At 61.3% G+C, this 19,013-nt stretch carries 20 protein-coding genes; 8 read left to right on the top strand and 12 right to left on the bottom strand.

The window, feature by feature from the left end; genetic code table 11:
* Positions 1-168 precede the first annotated feature (168 nt).
* Both ACCD00_RS22185 and ACCD00_RS22180 read left to right on the top strand, forming a co-directional pair.
* Complete coding sequence (locus tag ACCD00_RS22185) at positions 169-1,029, top strand: CAP domain-containing protein (RefSeq protein ID WP_413427552.1); 861 nt, start codon at positions 169-171, stop codon at positions 1,027-1,029.
* Positions 1,030-1,414: 385 nt separating this feature from the next.
* A complete protein-coding gene (locus tag ACCD00_RS22180; protein ID WP_413427551.1) occupies positions 1,415-1,816 on the top strand; it encodes a GFA family protein in 402 nt (133 codons plus the stop codon).
* Positions 1,817-1,982: 166 nt separating this feature from the next.
* On the opposite strand, the gene ACCD00_RS22175 is transcribed toward ACCD00_RS22180, so the two are convergent.
* A complete protein-coding gene (locus ACCD00_RS22175; RefSeq protein ID WP_413427550.1) occupies positions 1,983-2,615 on the bottom strand; it encodes a glutaminyl-peptide cyclotransferase in 633 nt (210 codons plus the stop codon).
* Positions 2,616-2,650: 35 nt separating this feature from the next.
* The gene (locus tag ACCD00_RS22170; RefSeq protein WP_413427549.1) at positions 2,651-3,871 is read right to left on the bottom strand and encodes a helix-turn-helix domain-containing protein; all 1,221 of its coding nucleotides are present in this window, start codon (positions 3,869-3,871) and stop codon (positions 2,651-2,653) included.
* An 84-nt stretch (positions 3,872-3,955) separates the two neighbouring features.
* Here ACCD00_RS22170 and ACCD00_RS22165 point away from each other — a divergent pair, with 84 nt between their 5' ends.
* Positions 3,956-4,714 carry a DUF899 domain-containing protein gene (locus ACCD00_RS22165; RefSeq protein WP_413427548.1) on the top strand — a complete coding sequence of 253 codons (759 nt, stop codon included), beginning with the start codon at positions 3,956-3,958 and terminating at the stop codon, positions 4,712-4,714.
* 12 nt (positions 4,715-4,726) lie between these two features.
* Here the strand turns inward: ACCD00_RS22165 and ACCD00_RS22160 are convergent, their stop codons facing one another.
* The 3 genes from ACCD00_RS22160 to ACCD00_RS22150 form a co-directional block, all read right to left on the bottom strand.
* Positions 4,727-5,023 (bottom strand): hypothetical protein, encoded by a 297-nt coding sequence (locus tag ACCD00_RS22160; protein WP_413427547.1) that lies wholly within the window; start codon positions 5,021-5,023, stop codon positions 4,727-4,729.
* 33 nt (positions 5,024-5,056) lie between these two features.
* Positions 5,057-5,593, bottom strand: coding sequence for a molybdopterin-dependent oxidoreductase (locus ACCD00_RS22155; protein ID WP_413427546.1), 537 nt, complete (start codon positions 5,591-5,593; stop codon positions 5,057-5,059).
* An 80-nt stretch (positions 5,594-5,673) separates the two neighbouring features.
* Positions 5,674-7,038 (bottom strand): OprD family porin, encoded by a 1,365-nt coding sequence (locus tag ACCD00_RS22150; protein WP_413427545.1) that lies wholly within the window; start codon positions 7,036-7,038, stop codon positions 5,674-5,676.
* Between the two features lie 485 nt (positions 7,039-7,523).
* Between ACCD00_RS22150 and ACCD00_RS22145 the strand changes: the two genes are divergently transcribed.
* Positions 7,524-7,796, top strand: a complete 273-nt coding sequence (locus ACCD00_RS22145; protein WP_413427544.1) for a DUF2790 domain-containing protein — start codon at positions 7,524-7,526, stop codon at positions 7,794-7,796.
* Positions 7,797-7,852: 56 nt separating this feature from the next.
* Here the strand turns inward: ACCD00_RS22145 and ACCD00_RS22140 are convergent, their stop codons facing one another.
* From ACCD00_RS22140 to ACCD00_RS22120, 5 genes are all read right to left on the bottom strand, one after another.
* The gene (locus ACCD00_RS22140; RefSeq protein ID WP_413427543.1) at positions 7,853-8,785 is read right to left on the bottom strand and encodes a LysR substrate-binding domain-containing protein; all 933 of its coding nucleotides are present in this window, start codon (positions 8,783-8,785) and stop codon (positions 7,853-7,855) included.
* Between the two features lie 64 nt (positions 8,786-8,849).
* Positions 8,850-9,800 (bottom strand): aldo/keto reductase, encoded by a 951-nt coding sequence (locus ACCD00_RS22135; protein ID WP_413427542.1) that lies wholly within the window; start codon positions 9,798-9,800, stop codon positions 8,850-8,852.
* 24 nt (positions 9,801-9,824) lie between these two features.
* On the bottom strand, positions 9,825-11,303 hold the full coding sequence (locus ACCD00_RS22130) for an efflux transporter outer membrane subunit (protein ID WP_413427541.1): 1,479 nt from the start codon (positions 11,301-11,303) through the stop codon (positions 9,825-9,827).
* A 19-nt stretch (positions 11,304-11,322) separates the two neighbouring features.
* Positions 11,323-12,819 (bottom strand): DHA2 family efflux MFS transporter permease subunit, encoded by a 1,497-nt coding sequence (locus ACCD00_RS22125; protein WP_413427540.1) that lies wholly within the window; start codon positions 12,817-12,819, stop codon positions 11,323-11,325.
* Positions 12,819-13,955 carry an HlyD family secretion protein gene (locus ACCD00_RS22120; protein ID WP_413427539.1) on the bottom strand — a complete coding sequence of 379 codons (1,137 nt, stop codon included), beginning with the start codon at positions 13,953-13,955 and terminating at the stop codon, positions 12,819-12,821. The genes ACCD00_RS22125 and ACCD00_RS22120 overlap by 1 nt, the downstream gene beginning before the upstream one ends.
* A gap of 260 nt (positions 13,956-14,215) precedes the next feature.
* Between ACCD00_RS22120 and ACCD00_RS22115 the strand changes: the two genes are divergently transcribed.
* Both ACCD00_RS22115 and mug read left to right on the top strand, forming a co-directional pair.
* The gene (locus ACCD00_RS22115) at positions 14,216-14,842 is read left to right on the top strand and encodes a TetR/AcrR family transcriptional regulator (protein WP_413427538.1); all 627 of its coding nucleotides are present in this window, start codon (positions 14,216-14,218) and stop codon (positions 14,840-14,842) included.
* Complete coding sequence (gene mug, locus ACCD00_RS22110; RefSeq protein WP_413427537.1) at positions 14,835-15,356, top strand: G/U mismatch-specific DNA glycosylase; 522 nt, start codon at positions 14,835-14,837, stop codon at positions 15,354-15,356. The genes ACCD00_RS22115 and mug overlap by 8 nt, the downstream gene beginning before the upstream one ends.
* Before the next feature lie 152 nt (positions 15,357-15,508).
* Here the strand turns inward: mug and ACCD00_RS22105 are convergent, their stop codons facing one another.
* Both ACCD00_RS22105 and ACCD00_RS22100 read right to left on the bottom strand, forming a co-directional pair.
* Complete coding sequence (locus ACCD00_RS22105) at positions 15,509-16,591, bottom strand: sterol desaturase family protein (protein ID WP_413427536.1); 1,083 nt, start codon at positions 16,589-16,591, stop codon at positions 15,509-15,511.
* Positions 16,592-16,668: 77 nt separating this feature from the next.
* Positions 16,669-17,331: a hypothetical protein gene (locus tag ACCD00_RS22100; protein WP_413427535.1), complete on the bottom strand. Its 663-nt coding sequence runs from the start codon at positions 17,329-17,331 to the stop codon at positions 16,669-16,671.
* Between the two features lie 151 nt (positions 17,332-17,482).
* Between ACCD00_RS22100 and ACCD00_RS22095 the strand changes: the two genes are divergently transcribed.
* Positions 17,483-17,854 (top strand): DUF3302 domain-containing protein, encoded by a 372-nt coding sequence (locus ACCD00_RS22095; protein ID WP_057396672.1) that lies wholly within the window; start codon positions 17,483-17,485, stop codon positions 17,852-17,854.
* A gap of 3 nt (positions 17,855-17,857) precedes the next feature.
* Positions 17,858-18,817 (top strand): HlyD family secretion protein, encoded by a 960-nt coding sequence (locus ACCD00_RS22090; RefSeq protein WP_413427534.1) that lies wholly within the window; start codon positions 17,858-17,860, stop codon positions 18,815-18,817.
* The last annotated feature ends 196 nt before the right edge of the window (positions 18,818-19,013 follow it).

Here is a 19,013-nt window from a genome sequence, read left to right as displayed (position 1 = left end):
CGGGGCGAAAAAGTCCCATCATACAGGCCCGTCGACACCCTTCGTCGGACTGAAGGCTTCGCCCTCAAATAGACACGTCTGCGGCGTGAACCTTGTTTAGAGGCGCCAGTCATAGCCCAGCGCTTTTCCCCACTTTCTTCGTTGTCATCTCATCAGAGTTGTCCGTCCATGCGCCACACTGTCGTTGCCTTGCGCTTTTCTTCGCTGTGCCTGTTTTCCCTGCTCCCCGTTCTTGCCAGCCCCGCCCACGCCGATGGGCAGCGGCAACTGGTCGACGCCATCAACGACTATCGCGCACACCCGCAACGCTGCGACCGGCGACCGACGCAACGTTTGTCCCCTCTGAAGCTCAAGTCGAACCTGGCCTTGCCCGTTGGCTATGGCGGTGGGTTGCGGGACCGGTTAAAGGCTTCCGGCTATCAGGCAACCATGGTGCGGTCGATCCGCGTGGTGGGTGCACGGGACGCCGAAGAGGCGTTCGATATGTTCCAGGACGAGCACTGCGCCGCGCTGCTCGACAACCAATACGCCGACATCGGCGTCAGCCGCGCCGGGAGCGAGTGGCAAGTGGTGCTCGCCAGGCCGGTGCTCGACGGGCAAACCGGCGACACACGCAGTGCCGCCCAGGCGTTGCTGGCACAGGTCAATGCAGCCCGGGCCAGGCCGCGCATGTGTGGTCGCCAACGCTTCGCCGCCGCGCGGCCGTTGTCCTGGAACGCCTCCCTCGGCGCCGCCGCCCAGGGCCATAGCAAGGCCATGGCCTACGGCAACTATTTCGCCCACCAGGACCCCGACGGCGACATGCCCTACGACCGCGCCAAGGCCGCCGGCTACCGTGGCCGGCAGATCGGTGAAAACATCGCCGCCGGGCAAGGTTCACCGAGCAAGGCCATGGCCGGCTGGCTCGCCAGCCCCGGGCACTGCGCCAACCTGATGAACCCGATGTTCACCCAGGTCGGTGCCGCTTACGCCGCCAACGCACGCAGCGACAACGGTGTCTACTGGACGATGCTGTTTGGCGCGCCTTGAGCCACTGGCCAGGCCCACCTAGCGGGCATTAAAAAGCCCGCACTGGGCGGGCTTCGCGGGTGAGTGTAAGTAGGTGGCCGGTGCTGGTCTCCGGCTTACAAGGTTTATCAGGCCTCCCACAAAAGAGCCGTGAAACTGTAATGGAACTCTTCTGCTTCACACGGCATAAGGGCTGGATCCCAGCGCGGGGATCTTTCTAACCGTGTACCCTTCGGAACGCGCCCCACGTCTCCTTGCTATCCTTTTGCGCATCAGTCTGCGTCTTCACCTACAGGTTTGAGGATAGCAAAACAGGCTCAAATGCCAACCAGGCTTTTAGACCGATTTCGACCAGCAGAAAACAGCGCAGGACAGAAAAATACTATGGATACAAGGATGGCTTTACATGGATGAGTTTCACCAAGGCAGCTGCCTCTGCGGCGCCATCAAATATGGCCTGTCGACCGAACTGAAAGCCGTCACCCATTGCCATTGCAGCCAATGCCGGAAGGGCCACGGAGCTGCGTTTGCAACCTATGCCAGCGCGCCCGCCTCGGCACTATCGATCATGACCGGCGCAGATTCGCTGCAGGCGTATGAGTCGTCCAGGGGCGTCACGCGGCAGTTCTGTGCTCACTGCGGATCTTCGCTGTTCTGGACTGACTCGACAGGAGCGTTTTCCGATTGGGTTTCAGTTGCCCTCGGCACGCTGGATACGCCACTACGCATCCACAAACAAAAGCATGTATGTGTCAGCTCGAAAGCGGGGTGGTACGACATCAACGATCAGCACCCCAAAACCGACTGAGTCGTGGGTGAACCGAGCCGTACCCATCTTTCCTGGTCGCTGAAGATCCATTGTGGGAGCGGGCTTGCTCGCGAAGAGGCCAGCACATTCAACATCCATGGCGCCTGTCACGCCGCCTTCGCGAGCAAGCCCGCTCCCACACAGGTTGCACCTGACAATCGCTGGCTCATGAAGGCCGACGCACCACCCTCACCCGACCGCTATCGCCGCCACCGCAGAACAACCGTTCGCCACCATCGGACTCAAGCCCCGAGACGCCCACGCCTTCGGGCATTTCCAGGCTCTGCAGCACTTCGCCCGATTGCGGATCGATCCGGCGCAGTTCGCTTTCATTGTTTTCCCACGTACCGTGCCACAGCGCGCCGTCCACCCAGGTCACGCCGGTGACGAAACGGTTGGATTCGATGGTGCGCAGGATATTGCCGTTCTCGGGGTCGATCTGGTGAATCTTGCGTTCGCGGTACTGGCCCACCCACAACGTCCCTTCGGCCCAGGTCAGCCCCGAATCGGTGCCTGCACCGGGCGCAGGAATCGTCGAGAGGATGTCGCCGGTATGCGGGTCGATTTTCTGAATGCGGTCTTCGGCGATCTGAAACAGATGCTCGCCATCGAACGCGGTGCCCGCATGGGCCGCGACATCGATTGTGCTCAGCACCTCGCCGCTTTCCGGGTCCAGGGCATTGATTTTGTCTTTGCTCGCGAACCAGACCCTTTCGCCGTCCCAGGTGACGCCGCACACATGCTCGACATCGGCAAACGGGCCATACTCACGAATGATTTCAGCAGTTGCGTGTTTCATCTGGCATTCCTCGATGGGGGTTGGTGGCGTTCATCCTAGCCACCGGGCAGCGGCGCCGGGAGTAACAAGGTCGTCGCGAATCCCGGTACGGGCGGCGTCATCCAGCGCCGTGCGCGACCACGGCCAAACCACTGCACCTTGCCCTGTGCCGCCAGCGTATCGAGCGCCCGTTGCACCGTGCGCTGGCTGGTACCCAGCGCCAATGCCAGGGCAGAACTCGACCACGACTCGCCATCGGCGAGGCAGGCAACGACCGCGGCAAACTTTTCCTCGACCGGTTGCACCAGTGTCACCACCTGCGTACAGACCGCTGATTGCAGGGCATAACCGCGCGCCGTCGCGATGACGCCAGCCAACGGCTTGAGTGCCTGACGCAGCCTGCCGATTTCCACGCGCAGCCGTGTGCGATGGGACTCATCCGAGAGCTTCAAACGGAACGCCCGGGCGATCAGCACTTCCCGCGCAACGTCGGCGGGCCACGCCTCGGCCAGGGCGCGGGCCAACATGAACAGGACCGGCCGCGTAGCGAGTGACACCGACATGCCACAGCCACGCACAACGTACCGGCAGGCATCCACGACCAGAGAGGTTGAACCGAACAACGCTTCAACTTCATCGAGCAACAATGGCCGTATTTCACCCTGGGCAATCAGGTGTGCCGCGGGTGCATTGAGCAGACGCGCAGCCTGTTCCACCTCAGCCATCAGCGCGGCAATCCCCGTTTGAGCGGCCGCCTGCCCGGCCCTCGTCAATGCGTCCCGTGCCGCGTTCGATTGCAGGCGTCGAATGGCAATACCCGCCAACACCAGTTCATGGGTTGCACGCAATGCCGGCGGCAATCGGCCGGGGTCGAGTTCGGCCAGTAACTGCTGCGCCTCATCGAGCTGGCCGAGCAACAGCAAACGGCGGACTTGCAGATAGCGCGCATGGGCGGCATTGACCCGGTCACCGTGCTGTTCAAGGGAGACCCGCGCCGTTTCCAGCGCCTTGACCGGCCAGCCGAGTTCTCGCGAAGCCAGGGCGATTTCGGCCTCGGCCACCACGCATCGCGCCCGGGCCAGCACTTCCCTGGGCGCAAAGGCCCGTTGCGCACGCTTGACCAGCGCCCTGGCCCGCACCAGATCGCCCAGTTGGGCCATGGCGATACCGCGCAGGGCCAATGCCGGCGCATCGTCGCGCAATGCCACGCGGTCCAGTGCGCCCAGCGGGTTCCCCGCCGCCAACGCCTGGGCGGCTGCCGTGATCATCGAGTCCATCGAAATCCCGCCACGCTTGTCACTCCCACCGTTCGATACCCGGGTTTAGTCTAAATCACGACCTTTCACCAGGAGCGTACAACGATGAACACGCACAAAACCGCGACCCGGGACCAATGGCTGGCGGCACGCTTGCAATTGCTTGATGCGGAAAAAGCCCTGACCCGACGCAGCGATGAAGTGGCCAGGCAACGCCAGGCATTGCCATGGGTTCGCCTCGACAAGGCGTACCGCTTCGATACCGACAGTGGCAGTGCAACCCTGGCCGACCTTTTTCAAGGGCGCTCGCAACTGCTGGTCTACCACTTCATGTTCGGCCCCGACTACACGGCCGGCTGCCCTTCCTGCTCAGCCATCGCCGACGGCTTCGACCCACTCGTCATCCACCTGGCTAACCACGACGTGACCCTGATGGCGATATCCCGCGCGCCGTTGGCAAAACTGCAGTCCTACAAGCGCCGAATGGGCTGGACGTTCCCCTGGGCCTCGGCCGCCGACAGCGACTTCACCGCCGACTTCAACGTTTACTTCACCGAAGCGCAGCAGCGTGAAGGACAGGTCGAGTACAACTATCAGCGCGGCGGGCATGCGATGGACGCCAGCCAGATCCCGGAACCGGTGAAACAGTTCGCCGCGACCTGTGGCACCGACGCGCCGACCTACACCCGCGACAGGCCAGGGCTGAGCACCTTTGTGTTGGAAGACGGCGAGATCTATCACACCTATTCCACCTACGCGCGAGGCCTGGACGGGTTGTGGGGCATGTACCAATGGCTCGACCGCGCACCCAGGGGGCGCAATGAAACGGGGCCCTGGTGGCGGCGGCATGATGAGTACAAGTGAGTGCCAACGGTGTCACTGGCTGCCGATGAAGACATCCGCCAGTTTGTCCGTCAGCGCCGGCTTGGTCTGCGCGAACCAGCGCCGGGTCGCCCATTCCTGCCATTCCTCGGCACGATCAAGCGTGTATCGCGGCACAAAGTCGCCGAGGAACCGGCCCAGGTTATGCAGGGTGACTTCATGCCCGGCGCTGGCCATTTGCTCCAGCAAATCCCTCAGGGCCACTTCGAATTCGGGTGGCCACTGTTCGCCGGCCAACACCTGCTCGACCGAGGGCTGTCGATCATGACCAAGTGAATGGAAGACTGGCATCGGCATTTCCCTCGGTACGGCGTCGTGGATGAGTCAGCCAAAAATGCTGCACAGTTCAATACTGCGCAGCCACTTCACCTGACGAGCCCCGGAATGACGATCGCTTCCCGAGACCAATGAAAGGTGCTCGCCTGGCTCGCCGTCAGCCGCGTACGCGTGTTGTCGGTACACCACCAGTACCGCATCGCCCACGTCGGTATTGATCAGTTCGTTCCAACTGAACAACGCGACATAACCGTCACTGGCGCGCGCCACTACATAGGCGCGTTTCCAGCCTTTGGGATCGTCGCTCTGCAACCCGGCCTTCAGGACAATTTCACGCAGCAACACCCCGCGATAGCCCTTTTTCTGTGCTTTTGGCGGATTGCCCTCGCAGGTATTGCTGGTCAGTCTCACCCAGTCATAACCTGGCATGGCTTGCAGGTCGGCCACGCTCAGGCACAGCGGGTTCTGCACCTGCCCGACCACCTCCAGCGTCTGCTCGGCCACATCGATGGCTACGCCTGGCAACAACACGGGTTTTGCGCTGGAGCGAACAAGACTTTGCACAGTCGAAAAAATTGAACGCATGGCGATGCTCCTGTCGTGGTTGACCAATCACCCTGGGGTCCCGGGCTGCGCACTGGCAGCCAAAGACCGGTCCGCCGTGCTTAAAGCAGCGGCAGGCTGTAGCTGAGGATCAGGCGGTTTTCATCCAGGTCGCTGCTGGCATTGCCACGCAAGCTGGCGTTGCGCCAGGAAATGCCCACCCCCTTGAGTGGACCGCTTTGCAGCGCGTAGTCGATCCGCAGATCGCGTTCCCATTCTTTGCGATCACCGGCGGCGGAATCGATATTGTCGCCGCTGAGATAAGTGACCACGGTCTTGAGCCCCGGCACGCCAAGTGCGACGAAGTCATACCCGTACTCGGCCAGCCAGGTGCGCTCGCCGGCACTGAGGAACTTGCCGATCTGCCGGTCGGTGATCAGGTAAGCGGTGGCGCCATCCCCCTGGTTGACGAACGGGAACGCGCTGTCGCCGGACACTTGCTGATAGCCCGCGCTGAATGCATGGCCACTCAGGCTGTAGGTGAACAGGGCGCTCCAGGTGTCGTTGTCCACCTCACCGGCGTGCGTGTCACCCGCTCTCCAGAAGCCGCTGCTTTTGTAGCCTTGGGCACGTCCGGCCGCGTTGCCGTTCTTGCCATCGGCGCTGCTGTGGAAATAGCGCAGGTCGGTCTTCAGCGCGCCGGGGCCGATGGCCAGGGTGTGGATCAGGCCGAGGAAATGCTGTTTATAGAAATCTTCGAGACTGCCGTAGTAGTACTGGGCCGTCAGGTCCTTGGTGATTTTGTAGTCGCCGCCAGCGAAGACGAAGCTGTCCGAATCGGCCAGCGCGGTGCTGGCCGGGGTACCGGCAGGACGCGTCGCGCCGCCGATGCGCAGATCGATATCGTCGGTGGAGCTGCGGGTCTTGGTGCTTTGCAGTTGGCCGGCGGTGAGGGTCAGGCCGTCGATCTCGCTCGAAGTGATCTGCCCGCCTTCGAAGGTTTGCGGCAACAGGCGACCGTCGTTGAAATTGATCACTGGCATCTTGGGTTGCAGGGTGCCCAGGCGGGCTTCGGTCTTGGAAATGCGCACTTTGCCGGTCACGCCGCCCTTGGAATACTCATCGACCGCGTGGCCGTCGCTGTCCGTGGGAAACAGCGCGCCTGGCGTGCGGTCGATACCGGCCTTGCCCGCACGACCGCCACTGTCCAGTTTCAGCCCCGTCATGGCGATGGCGTCCAGACCAAAGCCGACGGTGCCCTGGGTGAATCCGGAGATCACATTGAGTTGCAGCCCCTGCCCCCACTCCCTGGCCTGGCTGCTGTAGGCGGCATTGCCCACGTTGCCCTGGCTTTCCCGGTTGTCCGAATTGAAATAGAAATTGCGCAGGCTCAGCGAGGCCTTGCTGTCATCGATAAAACCGGCGGCGATGGCCTGGTGGGTCAAACCACCCAGGGTGATGGCCAGGGCCAGGGGTTGCAGCTTCATTGTGTTTACTCCAGTGCGGGTCTCTTGTTTTTTTGGTGTCCAGGGTCCTGATCCCTCGCGACCTGGCGTTTTCGCCAATCGCTATATATTTTTGTATATAGCGATTGGCGAAATTCAGGGCCTGCAGGTCTGCAAGCGCTGTCAGTGATACGTGATTGAGGCTCGGAAAATATCGAAACAGGTCTGGCGGCCTGCATCTTTCTAGAAGCTGACTTTGAAGTCAATAAATTTCACAGACGGGATTTGCCGCCGAATGGCGCGTGCGATCCAGCCTGCTGCACATTTTGACTGGCTGATCGGCTCAACGAATCCCCCTCGATTCATCAGCAATCCGGCAACAGTGTTTATCCCGCCGACCGATATTTGCACCCCCGCCAAACGCCTAATATCGGCTCTACCCAAGTGAGTAGACCCAGTCATAAGCAACCTGCTCACAAGGTAAAAGCCCCCTTGCAGGACAACGCTTCAACCACGAGGTGAACATCATGAAACTGTTGAACGTCGCACTCTTTGTCGCGCTTGGCACCACCGGCACCCAGGCCTTTGCAGACGACAGCCATTCGACTGCCGCCACCGGCCAATCACCGGTTGAAACCTATACCTATGATACGAAGCTTGATATCAAGCGCGTCATCGAGGTCTCGGAAATCGCCAATGAATGTGCACCTGTCCCGGCGCGCATGATCTATGAAGATTCCCAAGGCCAACGCCGCACCCTTGAATACCAAGTGATGGGCAGCGGATGCTCGAACGGTTGAACACTGTATGGACGATGGAGGGTCGACACTCCATGCGTACAGCGTCAGCCACATCGCTAAACAGATGCACCGACAATTTTTTCATCCGACGCCAGCAACCCCGGAATGGAATGCTTCAGGAATTCCACCCAGGTTTTTATTTTTGCATCCACGAACTTGCGTGACGGGTAGATCGCAAACAGGTTCAACTCCTCAAGCCGATACCCCGGCAATACGCGCACCAACGTCCCCGCCCGCAGGCCTTCGACGGCCGAAGCAATCGGCTGAATGCCAATCCCCATCCCGTTCTTGATCGCGAATGTCATGGCGTCGGCCGTGTTGACGTGAAAGGGAGACACGGGTGTGCTGAACGTTTCCGCCCCAAGCGGGCCTTCAAATACCCAGTTCTCGGCCGGCATGACCGTGTTGACGATGCGCAGGCAATCATGGCCGTCGAGTTCACTCGGCGACCGGGGAATCCCGCGTTCACTCAGGTACGCCGGCGAAGCGCAGAGAATGCTGTAGGTGATCCCCAGCCGCTGGGCGACAAACCCGGAATCGGGCAGGTCCCGCGCCAGCACAATCGACATGTCATAGCCTTCCTCCAGCAGATCCGGCAGCCGATTGGTCACGGTCAGGTCAAACAGCACCGAAGGATAGGTTTCCCGGTAGCGGGCAATGGCGCCGATCACGTAATGGTTGCCAATGGCCGACATGGCATGGATTTTCAGCCGGCCTGCGGGCTTGACCTGAGCCGTGCCCGCCTCTTCGTCGGCCTCGCGCATGTCCTGCAGAATCCGCTCGCAGCGCTGCAAATAGCGCACACCGGCTTCGGTCAATGCCAGGCGTCTGGTAGTCCGGTTGATCAGCCGCGTCTGCAGCCTGACTTCCAGGCTGGAAACGGCTTTGGAAACGTTGGTCGTGGTGGTGTCCAGCATCGCGGCCGCCGCGGTGAAGCTGCCGCTTTGGGCTACCGCCACGAAACACCGCAGGGTCTGGAAAACATCCATCGTTTTCACCTCAAGGGATAGGCAAACAGGACGGCCCGGTGACGGACCGCCCCAGCGTCAGGCACTACGGCTTGCGCGGAATGAACCCGGGGACACCGGTTTCAACCACCGAATTGAAGCGTATACGGGTTGTGATGTCTTGTTGAATCTCGACCATGGCCCTGTGCGGCAAGGTCGAGATATCGATATTTTCCCGGATATGGCTCGGCGTTGCCGAGGTGGTCAGGAACGCCACCCCGCGTTGTACCGACCAGGCCAGAGCCACTTGGGCCGGCGTTTTCTGCAGGCGTCGGGCGATGCCGGTGATCACCGGGTCCTGCAGCACATTCGGCTCCATGCCATGCCCCAGTGGCGCAAACGCCAGCACGATAATTCCGTGCTCCTTGCAGAACTCAAGCAACTCCCACTCCGGCAGATAAGGGTGGGACTCGACCTGCACCACGGCGGGTTTTATCCGGGCGACGGCGACAATCGCCTTCAGCGCCTCCAGTGTGATATCGGACAGGCCGATGGACCTCGCCCGCCCCTCATCCACCAGCCGCTCAAGCGCCCGCCACGTCTCGATCAATGTCACGCCGTTGTCGTAAATGACGTTGCCCTGCCCGTCCCTCGGGTCCTGGTTGTCGCCGGGTTGAAAGGCAAACGGCGTGTGGATCAGGTAGCAGTCGATGTAGTCCACTTGCAGGCGTTGGCAACTGGCTTCGAACGCGGGCTCGACGCGCTCGGGACGATGGTTGGTGTTCCACAGTTTGGTGGTGATGAACAGATCTTCGCGCCGGACTTTGCCGGCCTCCTGCACTTCCTTCAGTGCTACGCCAACCTGCGCTTCATTGCGATAACGCTCGGCACAATCGAAATGGCGGAAACCGGCGGCCAGCGCTTCCTTCACCGCTTCGGTCGTGGTGGCGAGATCGCGGAACAAGGTACCGAATCCAACCGCCGGCATCTCGACCGCCCCATGGTTTAGCGCAAACCCGGTATCGCGCAGTCCGTCGTGAAAGGCTTCATAGGTCATGTGGTTTACTCCAGGCCGCAGCCATTATTGATACGAAGGTTTCTGTCCGTCGCCAGAAGCAACGCGTTGCTCGAAGGCACCGACCGAATTGCCGCCCAGGGCAATGAACAACTGCACGGAGTCGAGGTACTGCGCGGTTTTCACGCGAATCTGTCCCAGCAGCGCCTGTTCATAGGCACGCTCCGCTTCGAGGACCTGGAGAATGCTGTTTTCGCCCTGGGCAAAGGCTTGCTGGTTCAACTGCAAACTGGTTTCGGCCGCTTGCAAGGCATCGGCCTGGGCCAGGTTTTCCTCGGCGTCATGGCTGATCGCCTGCAAGGTGTCGGCGACCTGCCCGAACGAGGTGATGACCGTCTGCTGGTAACCGGCGAGCGTCGCCTTGTAACCGTCGACGGCCGCCTGCCGTTGCGCCTTGAGCGTTCCGCCATCGAAGAGCGGCCCGGCCAGCCCGGCAGCGAACCCCCAGAGTGCCGCACCACCATTGCCGGAAGCCGCCTGCGCCAGGGACGCCGACAGCGTGACGTGGGGATAGAGGTTCGCCGTCGCCACGCCCACCGCCGCGCTGGCCATGTGCAGTTGAGCTTCGGCTTGCAGCACATCCGGCCGGTCGTGGGCCATTTCCGAGGGCAGGCTCACCGGCATGTTCGACGGCAGGACAAACTCGCTCAGGTCGAAGTCGGGAGCGACCCAGTCCGCCGGCCCCTTGCCCGTCAGAATCGACAGCGCGTGGCGTGCCGCATCACGCTGTTGAGCGAGGGGCGGCAACAACGTGCGGTCCTGCGCCAGCCGCGTCTCGGCCAGCGATACATCGATCTGCGTGGTGCTGCCATTGAGGTGGGCCATGCGCACCAGCTCAAGGTTCCTCGTGTCATTGGCCAGCAGCTTTTCCACGGCCTGGATCTGCGCGTTGGCGGAGGCCACCAGCAACGCCTGGCTGGCGACGTTGCCGGTCAGGGTCAGGTAGGCCGCTTCGTACCGGTGTTTTTGCAGGTCGGTAAACGCCTGCTCTTGCTCAACCAGACGCTGGTTGCCGCCGAACACATCGAGGTCGAACCCTACCCGCGGTCCTATCGCGTAGAAATTGGAGACGGAAGGCTCCTTGGCGTTGTGCACCCGTTGACGGCCGGCCACGGCGCCGAAATCGACCTGCGGATAAAGCGCGCCCTGCGCCGCCGCAACAGAAGAAGCGGCTTGTCGGATCGTGGCATCGGCCGCCACCAGATCCAGGTTGCCGTCGATGGCGCGACGAACCACGTGGTCGAGCTTCGGCGAGCGAAAGGCAGACCACCAATCGCCGCTGACCGTCCTGCCGAGGTCGATCCGTGGATCGGCACCCTGGGCCAGACGCTGCTCGGCTTGCCGGTCATAGTGCTGCGACGTACTTGCCGCCGGTGTTTCATTGTCCGGGCCAACGGTGCAGGCCGTCAGCAATACCAGCACCGACAACACCGCGAGCTTCGTTTGTATCCAGTAGCGGTTGAGGACCAGCGCACAGGATTTCATTTGGCAAACTCCACGAAAACTAATTGGCCGCAACCGGCTTGCGAAGAAACAACACCAGCGGGCTCACCACCAGCATCACCACCATCAGGATCTTGAACTGGTCGATCACGGCGATGAACGCGGCCTGGCCAGTGATCATTTCGTTGAGCCCGCCCAGCACCTGCAACGGCGCCGAAGTCAGCGAATGGGCTGCGGCGCGGTATGGCGTCAGGTTGCTGGCCAGCGCCATGTGCATCGCCTGGGTGTTGTTGAAGAAGAACAGCTGCACGATTGCCACCCCCAGCGTGCTGCCATAGACACGGGCCAGATTGAACAGACCGGTGCCTTCGGGGCGCAGCGTGGGGTCGAGGGTACTGAACGCGACCTTGCTCACCGCCGGCATCAGGATGCCCAGGCCCGCGCCCTGGATCGCACCGGCGACAGCCACGGGCCACTCGTCCATCAGCGGCGAATAACCGAGCATCAGCCAGTTGGCATAAATCACCATGGCGACACCGGCCGCCACGAAGAGGCGCCGGTCGAAACGCTCGGGCAGCCGCCCCATCAGCACAAAGGCACCCACCAGCCCGATTCCACGGGGAATCGTCAGGGCGCCGGTGGTGTCAGGCGGGTAGCCGAGAATTTCGTCCAGCATCGGCGAGGTCAGGGCCATGGTCGACAACAGCACAAAACCGAGGGCGAAAAAGATCACCGTCGACAACACGAAGTTGCGGTCCTTGAGCAGGCGCTTGTTGAGGAAATGCACGTTCGAGGTCAGCACATGCACCACGAACAGGTAGACCCCCAGTGCCGACGCCACGGCTTCCAGCCAGATTTCGGGCGCGGCGAACCAGTCCAGCCGCTCACCCCGGTCGAGCAGCATTTGCAGGCTGATCATGCCAAGGGTGAAGGTGCCGAAACCGAAGAAATCGAACGCCGGAGGTTTCTCGGCCTTCTTCTCGGTCAACAACAGCGCCGCCACCAGGAAGATGAACGCCGACAGTGGCACGCTGAGGTAGAACATCGGCCGCCAGCCGAAATGCTCGGCGATCCAGCCACCGATACTCGGGCCGCTGACGATGCCGAACAGCACGATGGCGGTCCAGCTTGCGGCAAATTTTGCCCGCTTGTCCTGCGCCAGGGTTTGCGTGGCAATCGCCATCGACAGCGGCGCCAGTACGCCACTGGCAATGCCTTGAATGATGCGCGCCCCCACGAATTCCAGCGGCGTCGTCGCGGTCGTGGCGAGCAACAAGCCAAGGACGAACAACGCCAGCGCAGCCTGATACACCCGCTTCAAGCCAAAGCGTGCGGCCAGCCACTGCGCGAGCGGCATGCTGATCGCACTGGCAGCCAGGTACGAAGTGAAAATCCACCCTGCCTGATCATCGCTCATCGACAGGCTGCCCTGAATCAACCTGAGTGCCGAGTTCGGCAGCGGCAGGTTGGCCGACTGCATATAGGTCGCCAGCAAGGCGGCGAACCTGAGCGAACGCGCACCCTCCCCACCGGGGTTTACCATCGGTTGGGCGTTCATCAGAAGTTACCTGCGGTCAGCAATGCCTTGAGCGGATGCCACCACGGGCTGCGAAACCGGGTGTCGATCTTCACCGTGGCGCTGGTCCCGGAGAACAGCGGCAGCGCCGGGTCCACTTCGTCGAGTTCAAGCCGTACCGGCACCCGCTGCGTCACCTTGACCCAGTTACCGGTGGCATTCTCCGGTGGCAGCAGCGCGAAATCCGACCCGGCCCCAGGGCTCATGCTGGCGACGTGGGCCTTGAACACGCGATCCGGGTAGGTATCGATGCGGATGGTGGCTTCCTGGCCCGGACGCATGTGGGTCACATCGGTTTCGCGGAAGTTCGCCTCGATCCAGATCTCGTGACCGGACAACAAGGCAAAGGCCGGCGCGCCGTTGTTCAGGTAGTTGCCCACCTGCAGGTCGTCGACCTTGGCCACGGTGCCATCCTGCGGCGCATACACCGTGGTGTACGAGAGGTACAACTGCGCCTCGTCGAGCTGCGCCCTGGCCTCGCGAACCGTCGGGTGGCTATCGGCATCGATGTCCGGATTGCCGTTCAAGGCCACCACGGTGCTGGCGATCTGCTGTTCGATGGACGCGATCCGCTGCCGCGCCACTTTCACGTCAGTGTCGGCACGCTCATAAATCGACTTCGAAACGAACTCGGACGCGACCAGTGCTTTCTTGCGGGCAAAATCCTTCTGGTCGTAGTCGGCCGACTCTTTCGCCGATTGCAGTTCCGCCTGTTGCTGGTGATAGCTGGCCTTGAGCCCGTCGATACGCAGCCGCGCCACGCTCAGTTGTGCCTGTGCGCGGTCGACGGCGATCTGGAACGGTTTCGGGTCGATCCGGAACAGCACCTGACCCTTGTGGACCTGCTGATTGTCCTCGACGGCGATGTCCACCACTTGCCCGGAGATCCGCGCATTGATCGATGCCTTCGCCACCCGGGCGTAAGCGTTATCGGTTGAAACATAAGCCTGTCCCGACACGTAATGGGCATAGCCCAGCGCCGCAAAGAGAACGGGAACGCCCACCATCAGCCAGGGACGCAAGGTCTGTTTCAGCGGTTTTCTGGTGGGTGCGTCGGCCGGGTTGGGGCCAGGCTGCCCGAAGGTCTGTGAAGCCGGGATATCGAACGCTTTGGTCATGGTCGAGTACGCCTTTAGCCGGGTAATCGGGCAGGCGTCGGCAGCAAGCGCCGACGGCCCGGAAGTCAATAAATGCTGGAAACAAGCAAGCCCGTGCGCGGCCAGGAGGATCGCTCCCACCGCGTCGGTTTCGTCGCCGCAACACTCAGTTCGCGCTCGGCTACAACAAACCCTGGATCAAGGAATTTCTGATTCCTTAATTTTGTGCGATGGTGTAAGAATATCCCTCACCCCACCTTCCCACAAGGATTTTGTACGACATGGCACAAAATAAATCGACAGAGGGCAAAGGCCGTGGCCGCCCTCGGGCATACGACCCGCAGACAGCGTTGCAGCAAGCACTCGGTGTGTTCTGGAACACTGGCTATTCCGGCGCGTCGCTCGATAGCATCGCCACCGCCGCCGGCATGAATCGCCCCAGCCTCTATGCGGCATTCGGCGACAAGCACGCGCTCTATATCAAAGCGCTGGAGCAATATTGGGAGTTTGCCGCGGCGTCCATGCACGAGGCGCTGACGGACCTGGAGCTGCCGTTGGCCGAGGCCTTGCAGCGTTTCTATGAGGGGCAGTTATCGATTTACTTCTCCGGCGATGGCCAGCCCCGTGGCTGCTTCGCCATCGGCACGGCAACCACCGAAGCCGTCGAGGACGCGGAAATTCGCGAGGTGCTGTCCGACCGGTTGAGCCGGCTGGATGCCGATCTGGAAGTTCGCCTGCAAGCGGCGAAAGATGCTGGCGAGTTGAAAGGCGATGCCGACCCGGCGGCCCTTGCCGTGCTGGCCTCGTCCCTGCTGCACAGCATTTCGATACGTGCCCGGGCCGGTAAATCCCGAGCCGAGCTGACGAGGCTGGCACGCCAGGCGATCAGAGTGATCTGCGGTGAGTGAAAAACTCGAAGATATCCTCGCCGGGCAATTGGCCGTGATCTTCTGCGGCATCAACCCCGGAATGACTGCCGCCGCCCAGGGGCACCATTTTGCGGGGCGCGGCAATCGCTTCTGGCGCACGCTGCATCTCGCCGGGTTTACCCCCGAGCAAGTGCGGCCGGAAAACGATCGGACGATCTTGAGCTACCAATGCGGCTTGACCGCGGTGGTCGAACGGCCAACGGCCAGTGCGGATCAGTTGTCGTTGCACGAGTTCAGCGTCGCCGCCGCCGGCTTCGAACAGAAAATCGCACGCCATGCACCGCGTTTCGTGGCGTTTCTGGGCAAGGCGGCCTATTGCGCGCTGTCCGGTCAGCGGGACATTGCCTGGGGCCTGCAACCGAAAACCTTCGGCAATGCGTCGGTCTGGGTCCTGCCCAACCCCAGTGGGAGAAATCGTGGGTTCAGCCTTGAGCAACTGGTCACGGCGTACCGCGAACTGCGCCTGGCCGTCGACGAAAACCGGCGGGGATAATCACCCCGGTGGAATCGTCGCCAGCACACCGATCAGGATGGTCAACACCAGGAAACCGCCGAGAAAAATCGTCATCTTGGCCATATGGCCTCCCACACTGTGAATTGGCGGTACAGGGGCGTCTTGCGCGGCCCCAACGGCGTACCGAAGACTTATTGTGGGCTGGCAGCTGTATCCGTTACAGAGGCAGATTGCCTTGAAAAATACGGATCAGATCGCCTTTCAGGTTGTACTTTCGGGCGTTTTGCCGGGAAGAATTTGCGGGCGATGTCCACAAACGGCGTGACGATCAACCCCCGCATCGTCAGGTAACGCTCGTGATCCTGCTCACCGGTGCCGAAGTGAATGGACTCGGGTCTGGACTGCGTGACGTAGAGCGTGCCGAACATCCAGTCCCACAGTGACAGATTGATGCCGAAGTTCTTGTTGAAGTGTCGCGGTGCATCACTGTGATGAATCTGGTGTTGCGCCGGGCTGCTCAGCACCCGTTCAAGCACCGGCCCGAAGGAAAACCACACGTGGCTGTGGCGCAGGTTGGCCGCCAGGCTATTGAAGATGAACACCATGTAGGTCACGCCAAATAGCGTATAGCGGCTGATCTCCCCGCCGCAGGCGTACCAGAAGACACCGGCAAACGCGCTTACACAGACGATGTCGGTGAGCTTTTCCACCACTTCTTCCAGAAAGTGCACGCGGCTGGCCGTCGCCGGCACCAGCACGGGCGCCGAATGATGGACTTTGTGGAAGGCCCACAGATAGCGCGAATGAAAAGCGCGATGGCCCCAGTAATGACTGAAATCCTTGACCAGAAAAACGCCCAGCCCATAGAGCAGGGTCAGCGTCAGGTTCTCCTCCACTTGCGTACGCGCGCCCCACAGGTTGTTGAAGAACGCGATGTAGTCTGCTGAACGCAAGACGTAGGGATCGACCAGGCCGACGATGGGCAGCACCAGGACAACCTTGAGGATGGCCAGAACAAAGTAGTAGCGGTAGTCGAGCAGCGCCGAGCGATGCAGGTACACCCGGCAGCCGCCAATGAACTGCCCGAATGAGCGCGCGTCGGTCAAACCCCGGGATTTGCGCCAGCGAAACAGGCCATAAGCGATGCCGTAAGACATGCAGAGAAAGGATAGACCGAGCCGACCGTTGAAGTCGAAAATGCCCAGGAACTGCCCGGTGACCGGTTCGATCACCCACTTGAGTAAATGAAGATGGATAGTGGCAAGAACATCCATACCAGGCTGCCCGACGTAAATGGAAGGGCAAGTGTAAATGAGAACGAGTCTTTAGTGTGTTGAATTATCCCCAGTGGTTATCCACCCAGCGCAATGATTGCAAGGATCAGCACGGCCCCCGTGGCGGCCATGATCACCCCGCCCTGCCATTGCGTGGCGCCCGCGTATCTGGCGAGCATCCAGCCTGCAATGAACAACACCACGAGCCCGATCAGGTTGGACAGGCGGATGGCGAGTGCAGTCTGGTCGAGCAGTATGAACGGCACCACCAGCGGAAATGTCGAGCACACCACCAACAGGAAAACACCAAGCGCTCCCTTGAAGTCGTTCCGGTCGAGGCCGGCCCGGGTCGGCAAGGGGGGTTGTTCGAGCAGCCGACGGCGCAACAATTCCAGGCCCTCGCTGCCGGCCGCCGTCGCGAATTGCAACGGCAACACTTGCGCAACGAGCGCCTGACCGGCCACGGCGTCCGTGCCGGTGCGCAGGTCGAGGTACAGCTTGATCCGGCGCGTGCGCTCGACCAGTGCGCGCAACAGGTACATGACCGCATCGGCCAGTCCCCAGGCGAGATTGCAGCCGAGTGCGGCAAGCATCATCGTGCGTTCGGCCGCCTGGTCTGCCGTGGACACGCTGATGGTGCCGGTGAACGTCATGGCCATCAGCAGGCCGAAGATCACCTCGGTAATGCGCTCGACAGGGTCAAGTACAGGCGCCCTTTCGAATTGACCATTGGTTTGCATGAATTCACCTCGCCAGGATCTGCCGGCACGATATCGGTCGACGCTTCGGCCAGGCACCGGTTGTTCGAACGGGATATCCGCGTTCCCGTCAAGTGTAGATTGAACGGCTACACTCATGCGGACACGTCACCTGCTGTAAAAGGAGTGATTCATGCTTGATTACTTCGCACTGGGCATACTGATATTTGTCGGGCTCGTCTTGTTCTACGGGATCATCGTGCTCCATGACATCCCCTATGAAATTTCCGTTCACCGCAACCACCCGCACCAGGATGCGATCCACGCCACCGGCTGGGTCAGCCTGTTCACCCTGCATGCGCTCTGGCCATTCCTGTGGATCTGGGCGATGGCCTATCGAGAGGACCGGGGCTGGGGTTTCAGTGACGGACACTCGGCAAAAAGCCATGTGGTTCACCTCGAACAACAGGTCGCCGAACTGCAAGGGCGGATCGAGCGCCTCGAGGCGGCGACGGGCACGGCACAGACCAGGCTGCCAACGGACAATCACGGCGAGGGCCTCTGAGCCATGGATCTTTTACTCATTCTGACGTATGCCGCACTCTGCGTTGCCATCTTCAAGATCTTCCGCATCCCCCTGAACAAATGGACGGTGCCCACAGCGGTACTGGGGGGGATCGTGATCATCGGCGCGCTGATTTTCACCATGAACTACAACCACCCCTACTCCGAGGTGGCGCGTACCTATTTCGTATCGGTTCCGGTCATACCCGTGGTCAGTGGCCAGGTGATCGACGTGCCGGTGAAATCCAACCAGCCCCTGGAAAAAGGCGATGTGCTGTTCAGCATCGATCCCGCGCCTTTCGAATACCGGGTCAGATCCCTCAAGGCGCAACTGATTGCCGCCCAGGCCGATCGCGCCCGGATCACCGAGCTGATCAAGCGTAATTTCAGTACCCAACGGGAACTGGACATTGTGGTCTCTCGCAGCGATGACCTGAAGGCCCAACTGGACAACGCGCAGTACGAACTCGACAACACCACGGTCCGTGCGCCGAGCAAAGGCTTCGTCACCCATGTTTCGCTGCGTCCGGGCATGATGGCGACCAAGTTGCCGCTGCGCCCTTCGATGGTCTTCATTCCTGACGAAGGGCATTACTTCGCCGCGTGGATGCGCCAGAACAGCCTGTTGCGCCTGACCGAGGGCGACGAGGCCGAAGTCGCCTTTGACGGCATTCCCGGGAGAGTGTTCGAAGGCAAGGTCAAAACCGTCGTTTCGGTCATCGCCGAAGGCCAGGTTCAACCTTCGGGCACGCTGATCGGCTTCACCGGTTCACCACCGGCCGGCCGGGTCCCGGTGATCATTGAAATCACCGACCCCGACTATGCCCAGTACAGCAAACAGATGCCCGGCGGGTCCTACGGCCAGGCGGCGTTGTACAGCCAGCATTTCCATCACATCGCGATGATGCGCAAGATCCTTCTGCGCATGGCTGCATGGATGAACTACATCTTTCCGTTCCACTGACCCGGCAGCGCCGGCAACTGGCTCAATCCTTGAATTGGGTCAATTGCCGGCGACTGGGTAGTTGTAGGAGCGAGCTAGCTCGCGATGGACTCAAGAGCGCCGTGTTTATTCAGCAAACACGCGGCATCGTTGACGACCATCGCGAGCAAGCTCGCTCCTACAAGGGTTCCAGGGTTACAGGTCGTAGCGCAGAACC

Source organism: Pseudomonas sp. Pseusp3, from assembly GCF_047304225.1.
Classification (GTDB): Bacteria; Pseudomonadota; Gammaproteobacteria; order Pseudomonadales; family Pseudomonadaceae; genus Aquipseudomonas; species Aquipseudomonas fluorescens_CD.
This window is presented reverse-complemented; position numbering and strand designations above follow the sequence as displayed.